The sequence below is a fragment of the uncultured Nostoc sp. genome (assembly GCF_964245445.1).
In the GTDB taxonomy this organism is placed as follows: domain Bacteria; phylum Cyanobacteriota; class Cyanobacteriia; order Cyanobacteriales; family Nostocaceae; genus Nostoc.
In genome coordinates this window covers 1-19,769 of sequence record NZ_CAXTNE010000143.1, presented here as the reverse complement: position 1 = coordinate 19,769, position 19,769 = coordinate 1, and the positions used below count along the sequence as shown (strand labels likewise).

Sequence of the window (19,769 nt, the reverse complement as noted above, 5' to 3'; positions counted from 1 at the left end):
GAAAAGTCCTAGTGAAGTCCAGAAATTGGATAATTTATTTTTTGGAGTTCCCTAAAAACAGGGATAGGTTTGGAGCAGATTGCTCAACATCTCAATGTTGATATAGAAGCTGTCCAGCTTGCCATACAACAAAACACATAAAATAGACATTCTATGTGTTTTGTCATATTTTTGCAAAATGAGGAAAGCTTGATTAAAATCCTCAATCGCCTTTTCATGGTTTCCAGAGCGATCGCACCAAAATATGACAGATTAAGATATGCCTATTTCATATTCAGAAGTTGAAGCAGATTTTGAAAGTCCAAACTATAATGCTCTCCCAAAAATATTTAGGTTTCCATTTATAAGTATTCCCGTAAAATTCGGTTAAATTATCATGATCAGAATAAAAGTCAAAAAGCTTGAACAAATAGTTATTACAACATTGAGCAGGAACTAGCTAAAAAATAGTGATCGCGCTCCAGCATTAGTGATCTAAAAGTAGTGCTTCCAGAAACTCTGACTATAGGTGCAGATCGTGCAGGGTAAGCGCATCTAATTTTGTAGCTCTTTATACAGACAAAAAGCTTAAAACTCTATCTAAATATCAATTTTTCATTGAAAATAGGACAAATTGTCGTAAATGATTGAAAAAACATGGGTCAAATAGCTTTTCATGTTTTTTAACCACATAAAAATGAAAATGTCAATCCCACCCCTTAGCTCAGTGTAGTAATTTGGAACTGATTTGTGCTTTGGGTGAACCCCAAAACTACCATGTCAATAGGGTTTGAGATGCGCTTACCCTGCTCGCGCACCACTAAAGTGAATAAGTTTCTTTGCAATTCATACCAATTGGAAATTCTGTTTTCAGAACGCATTTTTTATAAACGAACAAATGCTTGAAGTGAGCAAAATATGTGTGTTTTAATTGCATGTCTTATTATATAGCACCAAGTGCTATGCTTTACAATCTAAAGTGGGTATCTTATCTGCATTAATTATGCAAGTTAAAAGTGGAACAGCTTATTTACAGGAAAGGTCACTTATTAGCGTTGGATTAGTAGTAAAAAATGCAATATCTCAATCTAATCTGATATAAGCAAAAACAGCATAAAAAAGATTTTAAATTAAACCTAAGAGTAATACTTCTAAAGTTACGGTATTGCGCTGTAACTTTATTGGACGTAACCAAGCCACATAAAAATATCAATATTAAAATGTGGTTTTAACTACGCTATTCAATTTAATTAGTAAGATAAACTTGCCGTATGTATGTCATCAAACTACTTACTTTCATCTAGTAACCAAAAAGGTATAAGCAATGAGCAAAGAACCAGCCAAAGTAATATTATGGGAAGAAAATCAAAAAGATTTTCTAAAAAAATTTTACGATCTCCAATTTACTCCCAGAGTAGGAGAGGAAGTTTACTTAAAAAAGGAGAAATGGAAAGTAACCAGAGTTGAGCATGACGTAGAAATCAGTGAGATTAATGTCTACATGGAATTAATCAAAAAAGCCAAGCAGGATAAATCATCTAATTCATAAATACAAGTAAATACACTCAACTATTATAAAAGGGAGGTTCTTAGCCTCCCTTAATTCTGAGAATAGATATATTGTCAGCTGTAATTTGTAAATCTTTATGCAAACTGCGATGTCTACGACGGGCTAGGCCTACGCACAACAAGAATTGCGGCCAAATGGTGGCGATCGCACTCTGAAAATACTGCATTAACTTTCCCACACCCAACCTTAGCTGTAACGATACACTATAAAGGTAAAGAAATGTAAATAAACTAAATTTTGCAACCGTGGAAACCATCACATTGGGGCAAAATGGCCCATCTATTACACCCTTGTGCATAGGCACTTGGGCTTGGGGTGATAAACTGTTTTGGAATTATGGCAGTACCTATGGCCCAGAACAGTTACAAGAAGCCTTTACAGCAGCCTTAGAGGCTGGTGTTACCTTCTTTGATACTGCCGAAATCTACGGAATGGGAAAGAGCGAGAAATTTTTGGGGCAATTTCTGCAACAGACACAACAACCTGTGCAAATAGCCACAAAATTTGGCCCTGTACCGTGGCGATTTACAGGCCAGTCCGTCTCTGATGCTTTAACAGAGAGTCTCAAACGCCTACAACTTGATCGAATCGCCTTGTACCAAGTGCATTGGCCTTTTGCCTTCTTTTTAAGCCAAGAAACTTTGATGAATGCTCTAGCGGATGAAGTGAAGCGGGGCAGAATTGCTACAGTCGGTGTGAGCAATTACTCAGCAGAGCAAATGCGGGACGCGCATCAAATATTGGCGGACCGGGGAGTGCCTTTAGCTGTAAACCAAGTGCGCTATTCTTTACTCACTCGTCAAGTTGAAAGCAAAGGTATTATAGCAACTGCCCGTGAGTTGGGTGTGACTATTTTGGCTTATAGTCCTCTAGCACAGGGATTACTTACAGGCAAGTACAGTATTGATAGTACTGAAATCCCCACTGGTGCAAGGAAAATAGACCCGCGATTTAACAAAGAAGGTCTGCAAAAAATTGCCCCAGTTATATCCTTGCTACGCAACTTCGGAGAAAAATATGATCGCACTCCTGCCCAAGTTGCTCTCAACTGGTTAATTGCTCAGGGGAACGTCATTCCCATTGCTGGGGTGAAGACAGCCGAACAGGTACGACAGAATGCTGGTGCTTTGGGCTGGAGATTGAGTGACGATGAAATTGGAAAATTAGAACAAGTTAGTCGTCCTTGGCTCTAGTATTTTTGAACCGTATAAAAAAGCAAAAAAGTCAAGAGTCTAAAGTCAAAATCTTAACTCTTGACTCTTAACTCTCAACTTTGCTAATTTTTAGATTTGGATTTTGGATTAAAGGAAAAATCTAAAATCCAAAATTAATTAACTCTTGACTAAGAAGCTGATTCCTTTGCTGTAGGTGAACCTAGCTTTTTACTAGGGGATGCAGAAGATTCACGAGTACTTGTGCGCAGTTTTGGTTTGGGAGAAGAATGTCTTTCTTCTTCACCATTGCTGTTATCTGATTTCCACGCAGCACGGGGGCGATCGCTGGAAGATTCACGACGCTTACCGAGTCTGGGTTTGGGAGCGGAGGATTCCTCTTGGGGAATTTCCACGTCTGAACTCAACCAAGCGGGACGAGTTTGGTCATAAGCGATTTGCAGTGCAGCTGCGGCGATCGCTTGAGCATCGTATTCTTCAATCAGTTCGCTAACAATTGGCAAGAATGAAGCTAAACGCTCACCTGTCAAAGCTTCTCGCACTTGTTCTTGCAACTTCAGAATGTGTCGTGCTTCAATCTGGGCGCGTGTGGGAATTGATAGCAATTGCCAACTTTGGCGGTTATGACGTTCAAATGTCTGCTGCTTGCGGCGCTCAAATGGTTGTACTAAAGAAATTGCTGTTCCTTCTTTACCAGCACGACCAGTACGACCAATGCGATGGACGTAAGTTTCTACGCTATCGGGTAAGTCGTAGTTGATCACATGGGAGAGTTGATCTACATCTAGCCCTCGTGCTGCAATATCAGTTGCTACCACCCAGCGAACTTGACGGTTACGGAATCGGCTTAATAACCGTTCCCGGGCTTGTTGCGACAAGTCACCGTGGTATTCATCGACACTGTGACCAGCCCCTTGTAACTGACTGGTGAGTTCTGCGGCTGTGCGTCTGGTGCGGACAAAGATTAAAGCTGTTTCTGGATCTTCCATTTCCAGAATTGGCTGTAAAGCTTTGGCTTTTGTCCAGTGGCGGGGGATCAAGTAAGCTACTTGATTAATCTTATTGGGAGCAGCTTTTGGCTGTTCAACGGTGACAGTTGCAGGCGATCGCAAGAACTTGTTTACCAACATCCGAATTGATGGTGGCATTGTTGCCGAGAATAAAGCTGTTTGGCGATCTACGGGCGCTTGAGAGAGGATTTTCACCACATCATCAATAAAGCCCATGCTCAACATTTCATCAGCTTCATCCAACACAAACCACTTCACTTGATCCAGCTTTAAACAGCCGCGATCAAGCAAATCTATCACCCGTCCTGGAGTGCCCACAACCATGTGAACGCCACGTTTGAGTTGTAACATTTGGCGGTCAATTGATTGACCACCGTAGATTGCTAACACCCGCAATCCTTCATTACCGATGAATTGCCCGATTGCATCGTGAACTTGCATTGCTAATTCACGAGTTGGTGTTAAAACTATGGCTTGCACGGCTTTTTGATTAATATCCAGCCGCTCTAAAATTGGCAGTGAAAATGCTGCCGTTTTGCCTGTTCCTGTTTGAGATTGACCTACTACATCACGACCGGCTAGCAATTGGGGAATTGCTTGCACTTGAATGTTAGTCGGTTCGGTAAAACCGATTTTTTCTAGTTGTTCGACACGTTCTTGGGAAATGCCTAATTCTTGAAATGAAAGAGTCATTAATTCGTCCTAAATTTTATGTAAGGATTTTGGATTAGTCATTAGTCATTAGTCATTAGTCATTAGTTATTCGCTATTAGTGAGCCAAGGGCGGTAGTGAAGCCTCAATTCTTGGAGAGGTTATGCTAAGTCCGCCAGCGTTTCAGGTAAACCCTCATGAAAACTGCTATTAATGCAGCATTGACCTTAATATAAGGATGAATCTGTAAGGGTCATTTAACAAAGGACAAAGAACAAATGACAATTTAGTTATTGACTACTTGACCATAGAGGTCGTATGTATCAGCGTGGTGAATCGCTATTGGCACAATGGTTCCTAACTTTGCCTGGCCTTTGACATACACCAGACCATCAACCTCTGGGGAAAATCTACCTGAACGACCGATTAATTCACCACTTTCAGGATTTTCTTGCTCAATCAGGACATCGACGATTTTGCCTACTTCCTGTTGATTTTTCTTTTGAGAAATCGGTTGCTGGAGTTCCATCAGTTGGTATCGGCGATCGTCCATCACCTCTTGAGGCAACTGATTTACTAGCTTATAAGCTGGGGTTCCTTCCTCAGAGGAAAAGGTGAATACACCAACATGATCGAATTCATGCCGCTGAACGAACTCTAGTAGATGCTCAAAATGCTCACTTGTTTCTCCTGGGAAACCAACAATAAATGTTGTCCGCAGTACGGCTGTTGGTAGCGCCGTTTTGATGCGATCTATAATCCCATCATTTACCCGTCCTTGCCAAGGACGGTTCATGGCGCGGAGAATATCTGGATGAGAATGTTGCAAGGGCAAATCCAGATAAGGCAAGACGTTTGGTGTTTCTTGGATCGCCGCTATCACATCTGGGGTCAGTCCCGTAGGATAAGCGTAGTGCATTCTAATCCACGGTATATCTACTTTCCCCAAAGCGCGAAGTAATTCGGCTAATTTTGGCTTACCGTAAATATCTAGACCGTAATTAGTGGTGATTTGGGAAATTAGAATAATTTCCTTTACCCCTTGACTTACTAACTGCTTGGCTTCGGTGACTATAGATTTAATAGTACGCGATCGCTGGTTCCCTCGAAGATGAGGAATGATACAAAATGCACAACGATAATCACATCCTTCTGCAACCCGCAGGTAAGCTACGCCCTCGGTTGTAGTGCGATAGCGCGGTGTAGTTTCATCGGCAATGTAGGTTGGTTCGATACTAACCTGTTTAACCCGTTCGCCTTGTTCTACACGCTCAATTACATTTACAATTTTGTGATAATCACCTGTACCAACCACCGCTACTGCTTCCGGCAACTCTTCCAAAAGTTGTTCTTGGAAATGTTGCGCCATACAGCCAGTGATCACGATTTTTTTATTTGCCTCTGCCAGTTCTACCAAAGTTCTGACAGATTCTTGCCGGGCTGCTTCAATAAAACTACAAGTATTAACAATAACGTAATCGGCTAACTCTTCATTTGTATCTACACCGTAGCCTGCTTCTACGAGCATTCCCAGCATGTGTTCTGTATCAATTCGGTTTTTCTCGCAGCCCAGGTGAGAAATGGCAATTGTTGGCTTGTCACCCATATTTTGAAAAAATCTTCATTTTTTTCTTCTTTATCTTTTAGTCAAACATTCTGGCGCAAAATTCAGCTTTTTTGCTATTAGCATCCTCATGAAAACAGTGCAGTGGCAAATCCCCACTGTCAATAACTGCTCGTGTCATAACTCTATCAATAAATTAAAAATAGAGGTCATGTTATGATATTCCTATCAATCTGTTCCCCAGGGCAAACTGAAGTGTCTTTGGGTACATTTGACACTTGTAATCTTTTTTAACAATTCGCCTATTGGTATTTTACATTACCACAGCGTGTGCGTTGTTAATCTACCCATCGGGAAGCCGCCCAAAGGGCTTGTTGTGAGAAGTCGCTACCCTCCGGGAAATCGACGAAAGCGACTACGCTTATAAAGCAGTAATGCTAGGTTGGCGATTGGCAAGTCCTACGACTGGGCGCGGACAAGACGCCTAAACCACGGAAAGCTGCCTTGCGTCTAGTGAGTGGCAAACTCCTCTTGTAGCCAAGTTTTATCTTAACATATCTTATGGGAGGTTGGAGGCCAATTTCCATCTTAGGAAGGAGGCAGTAAACCGACTATCATAAAACACATTTGACTAGTTAATGAAAAGTCAAGAGTCAAGGGTCATACAGTCAATAGTCAAAAAATTCTAGACTCTGGACTCCGCGAGGCGGATTAAAGACGTGGACTTATATCAATTATTTAAAACTCGCTCACCGATTATTGGCGTGGTTCACCTGCTACCACTGCCAACCTCACCTCGTTGGGGAGGTAGCCTAAAAGCGGTGATTGACCGTGCCGAACAAGAAGCTGCCGCCCTGGCAAGTGGAGGGGTTGACGGGTTGATTGTGGAGAATTTTTTCGACGCGCCGTTTACCAAAAACCAAGTCGATCCGGTGGTTGTGAGTGCCATGACCATTGTGGTGCAACGGATACAAAATTTGGTGACTTTGCCTATAGGCTTAAATGTTTTGCGAAACGACGCTAAAAGTGCAATGGCGATCGCTAGCTGTATACAGGCGCAATTCATCCGCGTCAACGTTCTCACAGGGGTGATGGCAACCGATCAAGGATTAATTGAGGGAGAAGCCCATCAACTACTCCGCTATCGACGGGAGTTAGGCTGTGATGTTAAAATCCTGGCCGATGTGTTGGTGAAACACGCCCGTCCTTTGAGTTCTCCAAATCTCACAGTCGCCGTGAAAGACACCATTGAAAGGGGTTTAGCTGACGGAGTAATTTTATCTGGTTGGGCTACTGGTAGCCCACCTAACTTAGAAGATTTAGAACTAGCTTGTGGTGCAGCAGCTGGCACGCCAGTGTTCATCGGTAGTGGGGCAAATTGGGAAAATATTGATACATTAATGCAGGCAGCAGATGGTGTCATAGTTTCCAGTTCCCTAAAACGCCACGGACGTATAGAGCAACCAATTGACCCAATTCGCGTTAGTCAATTTGTCGAAGCTGCGCGTCGCAATTGGAACTCCAAAAGTGAAAAGAAATCACCAGAACAAGTGAAGTTACATTCTTAAGAAGTGGGGAGTGGGGAAAGAAAGTTAGGAGTTAGGAGTTATGAGTTATGAGTTTTAAATTAATTGTTCCTAATTCCTCATTCTTAACTCCTCACTGCTCACTCTTAACTCCTAACTTTTAACATTCCCCATTCCCCAATATTTATGATTCGCCGTCGTTCTACTCCTTGGATTCATAAATGGTCACGTCCATTGATTGCCGCGATCGCTGGATGTGGTGCTCTGATAACAGGTTATCTCGCCATAGAAAAGTTAACAGGAGGCAGTGCAGCTTGTGTGGCACAGGCTGGTGTCAAGGGCTGCAATGATGTACTTTCTAGCCCTTGGGCAACAGTTTTTGGTCAGCCATTAGCTTTGTTTGGGTTTTTGGCATACACCAGCATGATGATATTTGCTTTGGCTCCCTTGGCATTCAACTCAGGGGAAAAGAATAACCGCAAGCAAGTGGAAAATTGGACGTGGTTGCTGCTGCTAGCAGGTGCGATCGCAATGTCTGTTTTTAGCGGTTACTTAATGTACGTACTAGCATCTCAAATCAAAGCTATTTGTCCTTACTGTATCGGTTCAGCTTTGTTCTCCCTTAGTCTTTTGGTACTGACGATTATCGGTCGGACTTGGGAGGATATTGGACAAATCTTCTTTACCGCCCTGATTGTAGGGATGATAACGCTGATTGCCACTTTAGGCATTTATGCTGGCGTGAATCAATCAGATGTTACACCTGTATCTGTAACTCCAGGACAACCCGCAAAAATTACCTTTGCTCCCAAGACAGACTCTAACCCAGCGTTCGGTTGGGAAGTTACCACTACTTCTGGTGAGGCAGAAATAGCCTTAGCACGCCATCTGGCAAAGGTAGGCGCAAAGGAATACACTGCTTACTGGTGTCCTCACTGCCATGAACAAAAGCTGCTTTTTGGTAAAGAAGCTGAGGAAGTAATCAACAAGGATGTTAAGGTAGAATGCGATCCTGGTGGACTCAAAGCTCAACCAGAACTGTGTAAAGCCGCAAAAATTGAAGGCTTTCCCACTTGGATCATCAATGGCAAAAGTTATAGTGGAGTCCAAAACTTAGAGGAATTAGCGAAAGTTTCTGGTTACACGGGTCCTCGTAACTTTAAGTATTTCAAGTAATTGACCTAGTGCTAGTGTGTAGTTCACACCTAGTCAACTGGATGAATACAGCAAAGTCTGTTTCCAGTTGGCTTTTTTGTTTTTGGTAATAGATAATAGGTGTTGTCCAATATCTATTGGTGTCAACTTAAGCTAGAAATAGCTTAGGGACTTCAAATAAAAAAATATTCAATTATTTATTGTGGAGTGGGCATCTCGCCCGCCCAGTAACCAAAGGCGGGCAAGATTTTGGCGCGAGTCTCAGTCGAACGCTGCCCACCCCACAACTGAACTCACCTTCAATAATATTTATACTTAATTTGTGCTGCTAGCTACAAAAGTCCCAGTTGCTCTTTGGCCAAATAATTGACCTCAATATGTGTTAATACGTCACAAGTGTCACGATATCTTAAAGAACCTTACTGAATTGAAAAACTCTTAGAAACTCTATTTAGCTCTTTCTTGAACTATGTTAATCCAATAGTTAATAGCTATAGGAAATAAAGAATATTTCTCCCCAGTAGTGTAATGGGAATGAATCAGCAGCTAGGCAAGCATTTTGTGAAGTTAATCTTTAAACTGAAACAATTGCTTGGTCGAGGACAAAGAGAATTGATTACTGCCGCCAGCGTTGCAGTTTGCGTCCTGCTTTTGCACTCCTTCGGATTATTACAATTTTTGGAGTTGGCAGGTTTGGATCAATTTTTTTGCTTACGTCTAAATGAACCGCCAGAACAGCGTATTACGATTGTAGTGATTGATGAAGCCGATATAAAGGAAGTAGGTTCGTGGCCGATTCCAGATGCGAATATTACCCAGTTGTTAAAAAAATTGAACGTCCACAAACCGCGTGCTATTGGCTTAGATATCTACCGAGATTTGCCAGTAGAGCCTGGTAATCAAGAACTTCGTAATGCTTATAAGTCAATGCCCAACTTGATTGGTATTCAGTTCCTGGCAAATGGCAAAAACGTTAATGTTTCACCTCCACTGGGGCTAAATCAGGATCAAGTGGGCTTTAACAATGTGCTGTACGATCTTGATGGTAAAGTACGTCGCAGTTTGTTGTATTGGCACGTTAATAATCAGGTACACGAAAGTTTTGCTCTGAAGTTGGCTTTATTGTATTTAAAGTCAGAAAATATTACTCCCACCAAAGCAAAAAACAACCCTGAGTATTTGCAATTGGGTAAGGCAGTATTTACTCGTTTTCAGGTTAATGATGGTGCTTATGTGGGAGCTGATGATAGAGGCTACCAACTTTTAACTAATTTTCCCAAACCCAAATGTCAAAGTTCATCTGGAGAATTTTGTAGTTTTCGCCAGGTATCGATGAGAGATGTACTGGCAGATAAAGTTAAAAAAAACTTAATCAAAGATCGGATTATACTTATTGGCTCCACTGCACCCAGCCTCAACGATTTTGTATTCATTCCCTACTCCAGCAGTCTAATGGGTACGCCAAAGCCTGTATCTGGTATTCAACTGCAAGCTTATTTTATTAGTGAGTTAATCTCAGCTGCTCTACAAGGACGACCATTACTCAAGGTCTGGCCTGACTTATTGGAAAACTTGTGGATTTTTATCTGGTCTTATCTGGGAACTGTCACGATATGGCGGATAAGAGACGCAACTAAGAGCCTCCTTAGCATCCTAGTTTCTTGCTTGGTATTGACCCTAAGTGCGTACCTTGCTTTCTTATATGGTTGGTGGATACCGCTAATTCCCTCACTGTTAAGCTTTGGCAGTTCAGCTATTTGGATGACTAGTCATATTGCCCATATCCAGGAAGAGGGGAAACGTTCTAAAGAATTTTTGCATCACGTAATCAACACGATTCCCGATCCAATTTTTGTGAAAAATGAACAACATCAGTGGATTGTTTTAAATGAAGCGTATTGTCGATTTATCGGTTATCCGAATAAGTTGTTAATTGAAAAGTCAGACTATGACTTTTTCCCTAAACATGAAGCCGATGTGTTTCGACAACAGGATGATCTTGTGTTCAGGACTGAAAAACCCCAGGAACATGAAGAAGAATTTACCAATGCAGATGGTCAGACTCATCAAATTGCCACTAAGCGATCGCTCCATAAAGACTCAGCTGGCAATTTATTTTTAGTTGGAGTCATCCGAGATATTACTCAGCGCAAGCTCATGGAAGAACAGCTAAAACTTACTGCTGCTAAACTATTGTGCTCTAACAAAGAACTAAAACTCAAAGAAGACCACTTGCGTCACTTAGCTTATCACGACCCGCTCACAGGTCTATCCAATCGCAAATTTTTTGCCGAACAACTTTGCGAATCGTTACATTGGGCGCAACACAACAAGTTGTTGCTGGGGCTGCTGTTTATTGATTTAGATGGCTTTAAGCAAATCAATGATAATCTGGGTCACGAGGCGGGCGATCGCTTGCTAATGACTATCGCAGGAAGACTCAGCAACTCTTTACGCGCTAGTGACACAGTTTCTCGTTTGGGTGGCGATGAATTTACTGTGATTTTACGGGCAATTCCTAATGTTCAAATAGCTGCTAAAATCGCCGCCAAAATTTTAACTAGTATTAGCAAGCCAGTTGTCTTGGACGGCTATGCAATCCGAGTCTCTGCCAGTATTGGTATTAGTGTTTATCCATACAACAGTCAAGATAGTGAAACTTTAATGAAACAAGCGGATGCAGCAATGTATCGTGCCAAGCACCAAGGTAAAAATCGCTACGAATTTGCTTAATTAGTCAATAGTCAAGTCTCTAGCTTTTTTTTGTTTTAGTCACAATTTTTACCTTGAAATTAGGAGTGACAAGCAAAGATACGTCCAAAGGACTATCTTGAAAAAGTATGGTGTATATTCTGCAAAATGGAATGGTTTTTTCGCCAAGATAAAGGCTTGGTAAGGTTTTTTACCTGAAGACTCAACCTAAGAATATAGGTGAGAAAGGGATTAATTATTACAGATAACTAGCCAATTAATTAATTTATCAGTATTTATACGCAAATAAAATATACTGTACTTAGTTAGTTTATTACGGTATTTCATAGTTCATAGTTTTGAAAATCCTTATATTACAGTAATTGCGTGCGTTATTCTAGCTTTATATATCTTTGCTAAAATTAAATTTTAAATATATAACACACTAATTATTACTGAAGATTATTTTGAACTCTCAGACAATAAACAAAGTGTTTATACTTATAAATATTAAAATATTATTAATATAACCTATTTTAGACAAAAAGCTTACAGCAATTTATCGATATATCTAACTTTGGACTGATGTGAAAATGACATATTTAAGAATATCACTTAAGTAGATAAACTATTTAATAACAGCAAATAAGGCTTAATTTACAAGCATTGCTTATAGTTACTTGTATACCGCCAAGAATAATTGAGTGAATTTAATAAAGTTATTTTTTCACAAAAGCTAGTAGATATACGGTAAGAAATAAAAAAGATTTTTTAATTTAAAAACTAGTAAATTTACTGAAAGCCATGAAGACTAACTCCCGAATTAAAAAGTTTATGATATTGTGTATAGGTGCTTACATCCTAATACCGAAAATTGCTGCCTTTACAGGTATGTTCAGTACTGCAAGTGCTAATCCTGTTGGCGCTACTAGCAGTAACACCTTAATTGCCCGCAAAGTCAATTCTGAAAATTTAAAAGACACATATATCCCACCGAATTATGGTGGTCCCGACAGTCAGCATGGTAGCGGCACCCGCTAATAGCAATTTTAGATTGACCCCATGCGTGAAGGCGTTGTCATTAAGTTATAGGCTAAGAGCTACTGTCCACTCAAGTGGACTGCAATTTATCCTTTTACCAGCTAGTGATAACAACGTAAGAGCGTCACTTCTCCAAGGGCTGCGGCTACAGGAAACGGGATTAAAAGTCTTTGCTAGAAGGCTGTTGAGCAAACTTCAATTAAGATAATAGTGAAGATTTCCACCAATGATGTGTTTGTACAAGTGCGTGAACTTGCCAATTCGGGTCTGGCTGAGGATAATCTAAACGGTAGTGTCCACCTCGGCTTTCGGTTCTAAAAGCAGCACTTTTAAGAATTAAATCAGCTACATCTAATAAATTGCGGGTTTCTGCCCAAAGTCTCAATTGCCGTTCAACATCTGGGATGTCAAAACTAGCTGGTTCTGCGGGACGTAAAGTAAGCAAGAATTGACTTAAAGGCAGGATAGCGAAATCTTGCTGCCAAGATTCAATAGTAGCGATCGCAGTTTCTAACTTTGATTTCTCCCGACAAATACCAGCACTTTCCCACACTAGACGTGGTAACTTCTCCCTGAGTGCTTCTAGCTGTGCTTGCTGGATATGCCACTGACTAGCATCAGCACTAAATTTCTGTAATGGTAATACTGGTGTTTCTGACGGCAGCCCAATATCTTCTAACTCAATTTGGCCCATCTGGGCCCCAAACACAATACATTCCAGCAAGGAATTACTGGCAAGGCGATTTGCCCCATGCACCCCGGTACTAGCGGTTTCACCCACCGCGTACAAACCGGGAATATTTGTGCGATTCATCAGATCCGCGACAATCCCACCCATCCAGTAATGGGCAGCAGGGGCCACTGGAATTGGTTCATGGAAGACATCAATGCCCCAATGCTGACAAACTTTGATGATGTTGGGAAAGCGATGACGAATCTTGTCGGCAGGTATGGGGCGCATATCCAACCACACATGGGCAATCGCCAAATCAACAGCAGTACGTTGTAAATGGCTGAAAATTGCTCTACTGACCACATCTCTGGGCGCGAGTTCACCCGCAGGGTGGTAATCAAAGGCAAAACGCCGCCCTTCATTATCGATAAGGTGTGCGCCCTCGCCGCGTACAGCTTCGCTAATGAGAAAGTGATCGGCACCAGGTTTAGTGAGGGCTGTGGGGTGAAATTGCACAAATTCCAAATCGCGGAGGATGGCCCCAGCCCGATATGCGATCGCTACTCCATCGCCCGTACTCACCGCCGGGTTAGTGGTTTGGGCAAATACCTGACCGCCACCTCCAGTTGCCAATACCACAGCACCGGCCTTTACCCATGTAATTTTTCCTTGAAAAAACAGGCTTATTCCTTGACAGCGTTGGCGTAGCCCGTCGTAGACATCGCTTTCGGGTTCAATCCACAAACTCAAAGCCAAAGCTTGCTGAATTATTTGAATATTCTGACGACGTAATACTTGCGCCGCGAGGGTGGTTGTAACTTCCCTCCCTGTGGTGTCTGCGGCGTGGAGAACGCGGTTGCGAGAATGGGCAGCTTCTAAAGTTAAAGCCAAGGCTTGACCATGACGGTCAAAAGCAACTCCCAAGTCAACTAGAGATTGAATGCAGTTAGGCGCAAGTTGGGCGAGAAATTCTACAGCAGTGCGATCGCACAAACCTGCACCTGCCCGGATCGTATCTTCAATGTGCAGCGTGGGAGAATCTTCCGGGGCAACTGCTGCGGCAATACCGCCTTGCGCCCAATCACTAGCGGATAAAGCAATAGTTTCTTTGGTAATCAAGCCGACTCGCAAGGAATCTGGTAAACACAGCGCTGTATATAGTCCAGCAGCACCAGCGCCGACTACTAAGACATCAAATTGGCTAGGAATATCTATCTGAGACAAGGTAATGGGGGAGTTAAAAGTGAGGAGTTAGAAGTGAGGAGTTAGAAGTGAGAAGTTAAAAAGTCATAACTCATAGCTCCTAACTCCTAATTCATATCATGTCCCACTCTTTAGAATCAGGAGTGGGCTGCTATTTGCTACATTAACTGCAACGTGCAGTTATCTGTAAATGCCGTTGTTAAAGCGATCGTCTCCCTCGTTAAAGGCAGGTTCTAGTTCTGTCACGGTGAACTTATCAAAGTTGGCTTGCAGGGTTTGTTTCTGGCGATCGCTCAATCCTGGAAGATCCAATACATCCTCTACATTTTTGTAGGGAGCATTTGTGATGATTTTCTTAGCCAAGGTGGGATAAAGCCCTGGATACTGTTGAAAAGCTCGGACGTTGGTATTATTCAAATCAATTTTTTTACCAAATTCCGTTCCTAGCTTCGCATCTGCCCGATTCTGCCGCTCAATTGCCAGAATTGGGACTTGAGGAAATGCAAAACTGTTGAAACTAGCAGCTTGGGCTATCTGAGTTGTTCCCAGCCATCCCCAGCAACTAAGTAACAAGCTAAACACTGTTAATAAACGCGCCAATCCTTTCACGATTTTCTACCTCTTTCCATCAAACAGAAATAAAAGTTTTAAGCTAACACCAGTCATGAGTCATGAGTCATTAGTCATTAGTCAGAGCGTCAAGAACAAAGGACAAAGGACAAAGGACAAGACCTGATAGCTTAATCAACACAGCAGTCATCAGAAACTAATATACAGCGTATTAATATCCACAATATTTGCCGTTACTGGGTTTGACTGTACTTTTGTAAAAAATTTTTATCGTGGTAACAGTACTTGCATAGCTGCAATACGGTTCAATCCATGATCCTGAGCATTCCCAATTAGACGAAATCTTTTCGGGGTGGCTGATTCTAGCTCCCAACCATAAATGAAATAGTTCGATACCTAATACCAAAAGCCCTAGCAAGATGAGTTGATAGTGATGGACTTTTATGTAATATTTCTTAACCTATCAATCATCTACAGTATCATTCTTGATGTACCGTAGACTGGGCTGGAAAAAGTTTCGGTTTTGATATTACACAATTTTTTAATATTTTTTAGGCTGCGATCGCAGCTAACAAAAATAGGCTGTCCACCAAAATCGTGCTTAAAACTGCTCCACTAAAGGCATACCAGTGTCTTTGCTTTCGGACTAAAGGCAAAACCCCGACTGTCAACAGGACTAAGGCCAGAACTATGGCCCAACTTTGTCCCCAAGGTGTTTGTACTTGTATTAGAGCATTTTGTAATATTTGCGGTGCTACATCTGCATCTACTATCATAATTTGCCGCCAATAGGGCATCAAGTTTGCTATATAGAAATATACATCGGTTAAGACTGTACCTAGTAAAGAACCTAAATAAAACCAGTTACCCACTTTGCCCCAATTCTTCGCCAAACACCAGCAAGCAAAGGGTAATCCTATAGACTCTACTGGTAGATGCCATGCAGGTTCCCAACGTAACCAGCCCCAGTAAATTGCTCCTGCAAACCAACTCGAGCTAAACCCTAAGAGTAAATCTCCCCATACATAAGTTGCAGGACGTGACATTAAAGTAAAACTTAGCCACACCCAAAATGCTGTCAGCGCTAAACTTAGACTTGGTAGCGATCGCACTATTGGCGCTTCTACAAATACTGGTACTGTTACCAAAAACACCGCCGCCGCAAACACTAACCAAGTTTGTCGGGCAGAAATAGATAAGGGAAGAGAGGAAGAAAAGGAAAATGTAGATTCCAATTCCCTAATACCCTTGTGCCCAGTAACAGTTAAATCTAACTCTGTATCAATAGAAGGGGTAGAAGCAGTGTAGGAGGACAGTGTATTATTAATCAAAGTTTTTAATATTTGTTACTAAACTTTATTTTATTTAATATATCATATTTTAAAATCCCCCCCCTGGGCATTGCTTGGGAGTATTGTAATTATACTGAAATTTTGGGGAGCGCTGGCGCAAACCAAACAAAACATTCTATACCAGACTGATTCACTCAAATTGCCTGATTTACAGAACTCCTCTGTAATTCGTATTTACAAAGAACTACAAAGACGTGAAAGGTAAATGTAACGGGTAAAAAGTCAATGGCATCAGTCCACTAAATATTAAAGTTTCATGAATTACCAAAATTTCGTTGACTTATTGAGTTGGGTGTAAGAACATGGTCAGCGTCTTGGATGGTGTTATTGATTTAGTAAAGTGGAATTTTCTACAATATTGGGTGCAGTAAAGAGTATATAAAGTAACATCATCTTTAGCTAAGTAATGATGTCTAGAACAGGAAAAGGTATTAATTGATGGAGTTTATTCAAGCTTTTATTTTGGGTATTGTTCAGGGGATTACAGAGTTTTTGCCAATCAGCAGCACTGCACATCTTCTGATTGTGACAAAAATATTTGGCTGGAAAGAACTAGGTTCTAAAGATTTTGTCGATGCAATTCAATTTGGCAGCGTCATAGCAATTGTGGGCTATTTTTGGTCGCTGATTTATAGTATTGTCAAAGGTGGAATCGAAGCACTAATATATCAAGACTGGCAACGCGAAGAATTGAAAATTTTTCTCGGTATTGTAGTAGGAACAATACCTGCCTTATTTTTCGGTTTTCTTTTTAAAGACGTTATACCAGAAAGTGCATTAATTATTGCCATCATGTCAATCATTATGGCACTTCTACTAGCTTTGGCAGAGAAGATTGGCACTCGCAAGCGAGATTTTGATTCATTGCAGATTCGGGATGGTATTTTAGTGGGATTAGGACAAACACTTGCTTTGATTCCGGGTGTTTCTCGTTCTGGCTCAACGTTGACAACTGGTTTATTTTTAGGATTACAACGTGATACAGCGGCGAAATTCTCATTTTTGTTAGGGTTTCCAACTCTTACCATTGCAACGCTGTATAAAAGTTTGAAAATCTTCAAATTATTTCAAGCCCACGAGTTGCCAGATAATATTGTTGGACTGTTGATTGTAGGGATTATTTCAACCTTGATTTTTTCTTACCTATCAATTGCATTCTTGATCAAATACTTAGCAACCAAAAACACTTTAGTTTTCGTTTGGTATAGATTAGCATTCGGCAGTGCTATTTTAGCTGCGATCGCAGCAGGATGGAAAGGATAATTCATAATAGTCGTTAGTCATTGGTCATTAGTCATTAGTTTAAAGCAGATGACTAATGCCCCATTCCAATGCCCCATGCTCAATGCCCTATACCAATGAGTACCATTAATCCTGCCCGAATTACCAAGGTTCTTCCAGACTCAATAGCCGCAGAGATTGGCTTTGAGGCCGGGGATGCGATCGTTGCTATCAATGGTACATGTCCCCGCGATTTAATTGATTATCAGTTTTTGTGTGCTGATGAAGTTTTGGAACTAGAAGTTTTAGACGCTGCTGGCAAAACTCATAGCCTGGAAATCGAAAAAGATTACGATCAAGACTTAGGGTTAGAATTTGAAACTGCCCTATTTGATGGCTTAATTCAGTGCAACAATCGCTGTCCATTTTGCTTTATTGACCAACAGCCACCAGGTAAGCGCACCAGCTTGTATTTAAAAGATGACGATTACCGTCTGAGCTTCTTGTACGGTTCTTATCTTACCCTAACTAATTTGCCAGAAAGAGAATGGCAACGGATTGAGCAAATGCGCTTGTCTCCGTTATATGTTTCTGTTCATGCTACCGAGGCTGAAGTAAGAATTAAACTGCTGAAAAATCCGCGTGCAGGACAAATCTTACAACAACTCAAGTGGTTTCAAGAAAGGCGACTACAAATTCATGCTCAAGTAGTTGTTTGTCCTGGTATAAATGATGGCAAACATCTGGAACAAACTCTCAGAGATTTAGCGTCCTTTCATACTGGTGAAGTACCTGCTGTGGCATCGGTGGCAGTTGTGCCAGTTGGGTTGACACGGTTTCGGCCTCCAGAAGACGAACTTATACCCGTAACTAGGGAAAAAGCAAAAGAAGTGATTTCCCAAGTGCGAATGCTCTCGCGGCAATTTCGCCAAAAACTCGGTTCTAGCGTTGTTTGGTTAGCCGATGAGTGGTTTTTAATTGCAGGTGAGAAATTACCCAGCGAATCTGAATATGAAGAATATCCTCAAATTGATAACGGAGTTGGTTCGATTCAATTATTTATCAAGCAATTTGCCACCGTTGCAGCAGAATTACTACCGCCAAAAGTATATCCTCAAAGAAAGTTCACTTGGATAGTAGGCAACGCCGTAGAAAAAGCATTTCAACCCCTTTTGAAACGCTTAAATTCTGTTGAAGGTTTAAAAGTTAATATGCGTGCTTTATGTAGTGATTATTGGGGACAAAATATCAGTGTAACCGGATTATTAACTGGTCATGATTTGCTTTTAAATCTAAAAGGTCAAGATTTAGGTGACGCGATTTTGCTACCGAATGTCATGTTAAAAAATGGGGAACTAGTGTTTTTAGATGATATGAGTATTGAGGAATTAGCTGGCAAACTAAATACAAAAATTTTTCCTGTAGCAGGAGTTGAAGATTTAATCAAAACATGTATTTTCAATGTTGCTCAAGTTTAGTTGTCAAAGATCAGTTATTTTTCGGAGGTAATTTATGGTTATGCTAGATGATAAATAAGAAGTAATTCCTAATAACTAATTCGCTGAGGAGTCAGTAGTGAAGAATCAGGAAAGATATCATAAAAAGGCAAATTCACAAATAAAAAAAGCCGGATTCTTCATTTTAAGTTTTAACTTTTTAATTTTAAATAGTTTTAGTATTTTGCCAGTAATGGCGGCGACTGAAGAACCTGTATTGAGCGTAGTGCATAGCCAAGAAAATGCAAATCAATGGAGAGGGATAACTGACCGCTTACAGACAATAGGGGTGAAATATTGTGTAATTCCCCTAGCTGATGTAAGGAGTGGAGCAGATTGGGGCGATCGCCAAGTATTATTTCTGCCAAATGTCGAGACGTTAACGCCAACTCAAGCGATCGCTCTCGAAGAATGGATGAGTAAGGGAGGGCGTTTGATTGCCAGTGGCCCTGTAGGTAGTCTGTCAGCGCCGGGAGTACGCCAATTATTGCGATCGCTTCTGGGAGGTTATTGGGGATTCAGCCTCAGTGAGACAGAACAGATCAAACCCATAAAAACCAATATTTCAGAATGGGCAAATCAAACTGAACTTTTTGGAAAAGTGCGCGGCGGTGTTGTGATTCCTAATGATATGGGCAGTGAATCTCCTGCTGTTTGGAATTCCAAAGATAATCCAGCCGCAGTAGTGACAACTGAGCGTTCCACCTTTATGGGCTGGCGCTGGGGAACAGACACAGCAACAGCCGCCGCGTTAGATAATGCCTGGTTAAAAGCTGCTCTCAATCACTATTTGACAGCGCCACCGCCATCGAATCGCATGAAAAAAGTAGCAGGAGGTTCCCCAAACTGCTCGACAACGGTAGCGGCTGCGCCGACGCGGCAGGAGGCAGGGGG

At 41.4% G+C, this 19,769-nt stretch carries 14 protein-coding genes and 2 pseudogenes; 9 read left to right on the top strand and 7 right to left on the bottom strand.

Annotation, left to right across the window (positions count from 1 at the left end):
- Positions 1 to 698 precede the first annotated feature (698 nt).
- Positions 699 to 914: pseudogene (locus ACFE90_RS22160) on the bottom strand (hypothetical protein); the annotation flags it as partial.
- Positions 915 to 1,303: 389 nt separating this feature from the next.
- Between ACFE90_RS22160 and ACFE90_RS22155 the strand changes: the two are divergent.
- Complete coding sequence (locus tag ACFE90_RS22155) at positions 1,304 to 1,528, top strand: hypothetical protein (RefSeq protein ID WP_322690574.1); 225 nt, start codon at positions 1,304 to 1,306, stop codon at positions 1,526 to 1,528.
- A 40-nt stretch (positions 1,529 to 1,568) separates the two neighbouring features.
- Here the strand turns inward: ACFE90_RS22155 and ACFE90_RS22150 are convergent, their stop codons facing one another.
- Entirely contained in the window at positions 1,569 to 1,715 is a 147-nt protein-coding gene (locus tag ACFE90_RS22150; protein ID WP_375504346.1) for a hypothetical protein, read from the bottom strand.
- Positions 1,716 to 1,794: 79 nt separating this feature from the next.
- Here ACFE90_RS22150 and ACFE90_RS22145 point away from each other — a divergent pair, with 79 nt between their 5' ends.
- Positions 1,795 to 2,742, top strand: a complete 948-nt coding sequence (locus tag ACFE90_RS22145; RefSeq protein WP_375504344.1) for an aldo/keto reductase — start codon at positions 1,795 to 1,797, stop codon at positions 2,740 to 2,742.
- A 149-nt stretch (positions 2,743 to 2,891) separates the two neighbouring features.
- Here the strand turns inward: ACFE90_RS22145 and ACFE90_RS22140 are convergent, their stop codons facing one another.
- Positions 2,892 to 4,424, bottom strand: a complete 1,533-nt coding sequence (locus ACFE90_RS22140; RefSeq protein WP_375504342.1) for a DEAD/DEAH box helicase — start codon at positions 4,422 to 4,424, stop codon at positions 2,892 to 2,894.
- Between the two features lie 245 nt (positions 4,425 to 4,669).
- Complete coding sequence (gene rimO, locus ACFE90_RS22135) at positions 4,670 to 5,989, bottom strand: 30S ribosomal protein S12 methylthiotransferase RimO (protein WP_375504340.1); 1,320 nt, start codon at positions 5,987 to 5,989, stop codon at positions 4,670 to 4,672.
- A gap of 677 nt (positions 5,990 to 6,666) precedes the next feature.
- On the opposite strand from rimO, the gene btpA reads away from it, so the two are divergent.
- The 4 genes from btpA to ACFE90_RS22115 all read left to right on the top strand — a co-directional run bounded on the left by btpA (position 6,667) and on the right by ACFE90_RS22115 (position 12,360).
- Positions 6,667 to 7,515 (top strand): photosystem I biogenesis protein BtpA, encoded by an 849-nt coding sequence (gene btpA / locus ACFE90_RS22130; protein WP_375504338.1) that lies wholly within the window; start codon positions 6,667 to 6,669, stop codon positions 7,513 to 7,515.
- A 144-nt stretch (positions 7,516 to 7,659) separates the two neighbouring features.
- Positions 7,660 to 8,649, top strand: coding sequence for a vitamin K epoxide reductase family protein (locus ACFE90_RS22125; protein WP_375504336.1), 990 nt, complete (start codon positions 7,660 to 7,662; stop codon positions 8,647 to 8,649).
- 513 nt (positions 8,650 to 9,162) lie between these two features.
- Positions 9,163 to 11,361, top strand: a complete 2,199-nt coding sequence (locus ACFE90_RS22120; protein WP_375504334.1) for a CHASE2 domain-containing protein — start codon at positions 9,163 to 9,165, stop codon at positions 11,359 to 11,361.
- Positions 11,362 to 12,123: 762 nt separating this feature from the next.
- Complete coding sequence (locus ACFE90_RS22115) at positions 12,124 to 12,360, top strand: hypothetical protein (RefSeq protein ID WP_375504332.1); 237 nt, start codon at positions 12,124 to 12,126, stop codon at positions 12,358 to 12,360.
- A 199-nt stretch (positions 12,361 to 12,559) separates the two neighbouring features.
- On the opposite strand, the gene nadB is transcribed toward ACFE90_RS22115, so the two are convergent.
- From nadB to ACFE90_RS22100, 3 genes are all read right to left on the bottom strand, one after another.
- Positions 12,560 to 14,257, bottom strand: coding sequence for an L-aspartate oxidase (gene nadB / locus ACFE90_RS22110; RefSeq protein ID WP_375504330.1), 1,698 nt, complete (start codon positions 14,255 to 14,257; stop codon positions 12,560 to 12,562).
- A 159-nt stretch (positions 14,258 to 14,416) separates the two neighbouring features.
- Positions 14,417 to 14,845: a photosystem II complex extrinsic protein PsbU gene (gene psbU, locus ACFE90_RS22105; protein ID WP_375504328.1), complete on the bottom strand. Its 429-nt coding sequence runs from the start codon at positions 14,843 to 14,845 to the stop codon at positions 14,417 to 14,419.
- Positions 14,846 to 15,357: 512 nt separating this feature from the next.
- Entirely contained in the window at positions 15,358 to 16,137 is a 780-nt protein-coding gene (locus ACFE90_RS22100) for a DUF3120 domain-containing protein (protein ID WP_375504326.1), read from the bottom strand.
- Between the two features lie 459 nt (positions 16,138 to 16,596).
- Between ACFE90_RS22100 and ACFE90_RS22095 the strand changes: the two genes are divergently transcribed.
- From ACFE90_RS22095 to ACFE90_RS22085, 3 genes and pseudogenes are all read left to right on the top strand, one after another.
- Complete coding sequence (locus ACFE90_RS22095; RefSeq protein ID WP_375504324.1) at positions 16,597 to 17,421, top strand: undecaprenyl-diphosphate phosphatase; 825 nt, start codon at positions 16,597 to 16,599, stop codon at positions 17,419 to 17,421.
- Between the two features lie 95 nt (positions 17,422 to 17,516).
- The gene (locus ACFE90_RS22090; protein ID WP_375504322.1) at positions 17,517 to 18,857 is read left to right on the top strand and encodes a TIGR03279 family radical SAM protein; all 1,341 of its coding nucleotides are present in this window, start codon (positions 17,517 to 17,519) and stop codon (positions 18,855 to 18,857) included.
- Between the two features lie 97 nt (positions 18,858 to 18,954).
- A pseudogene (locus ACFE90_RS22085) lies at positions 18,955 to 19,769 on the top strand (glycoside hydrolase family 10 protein); the annotation flags it as partial.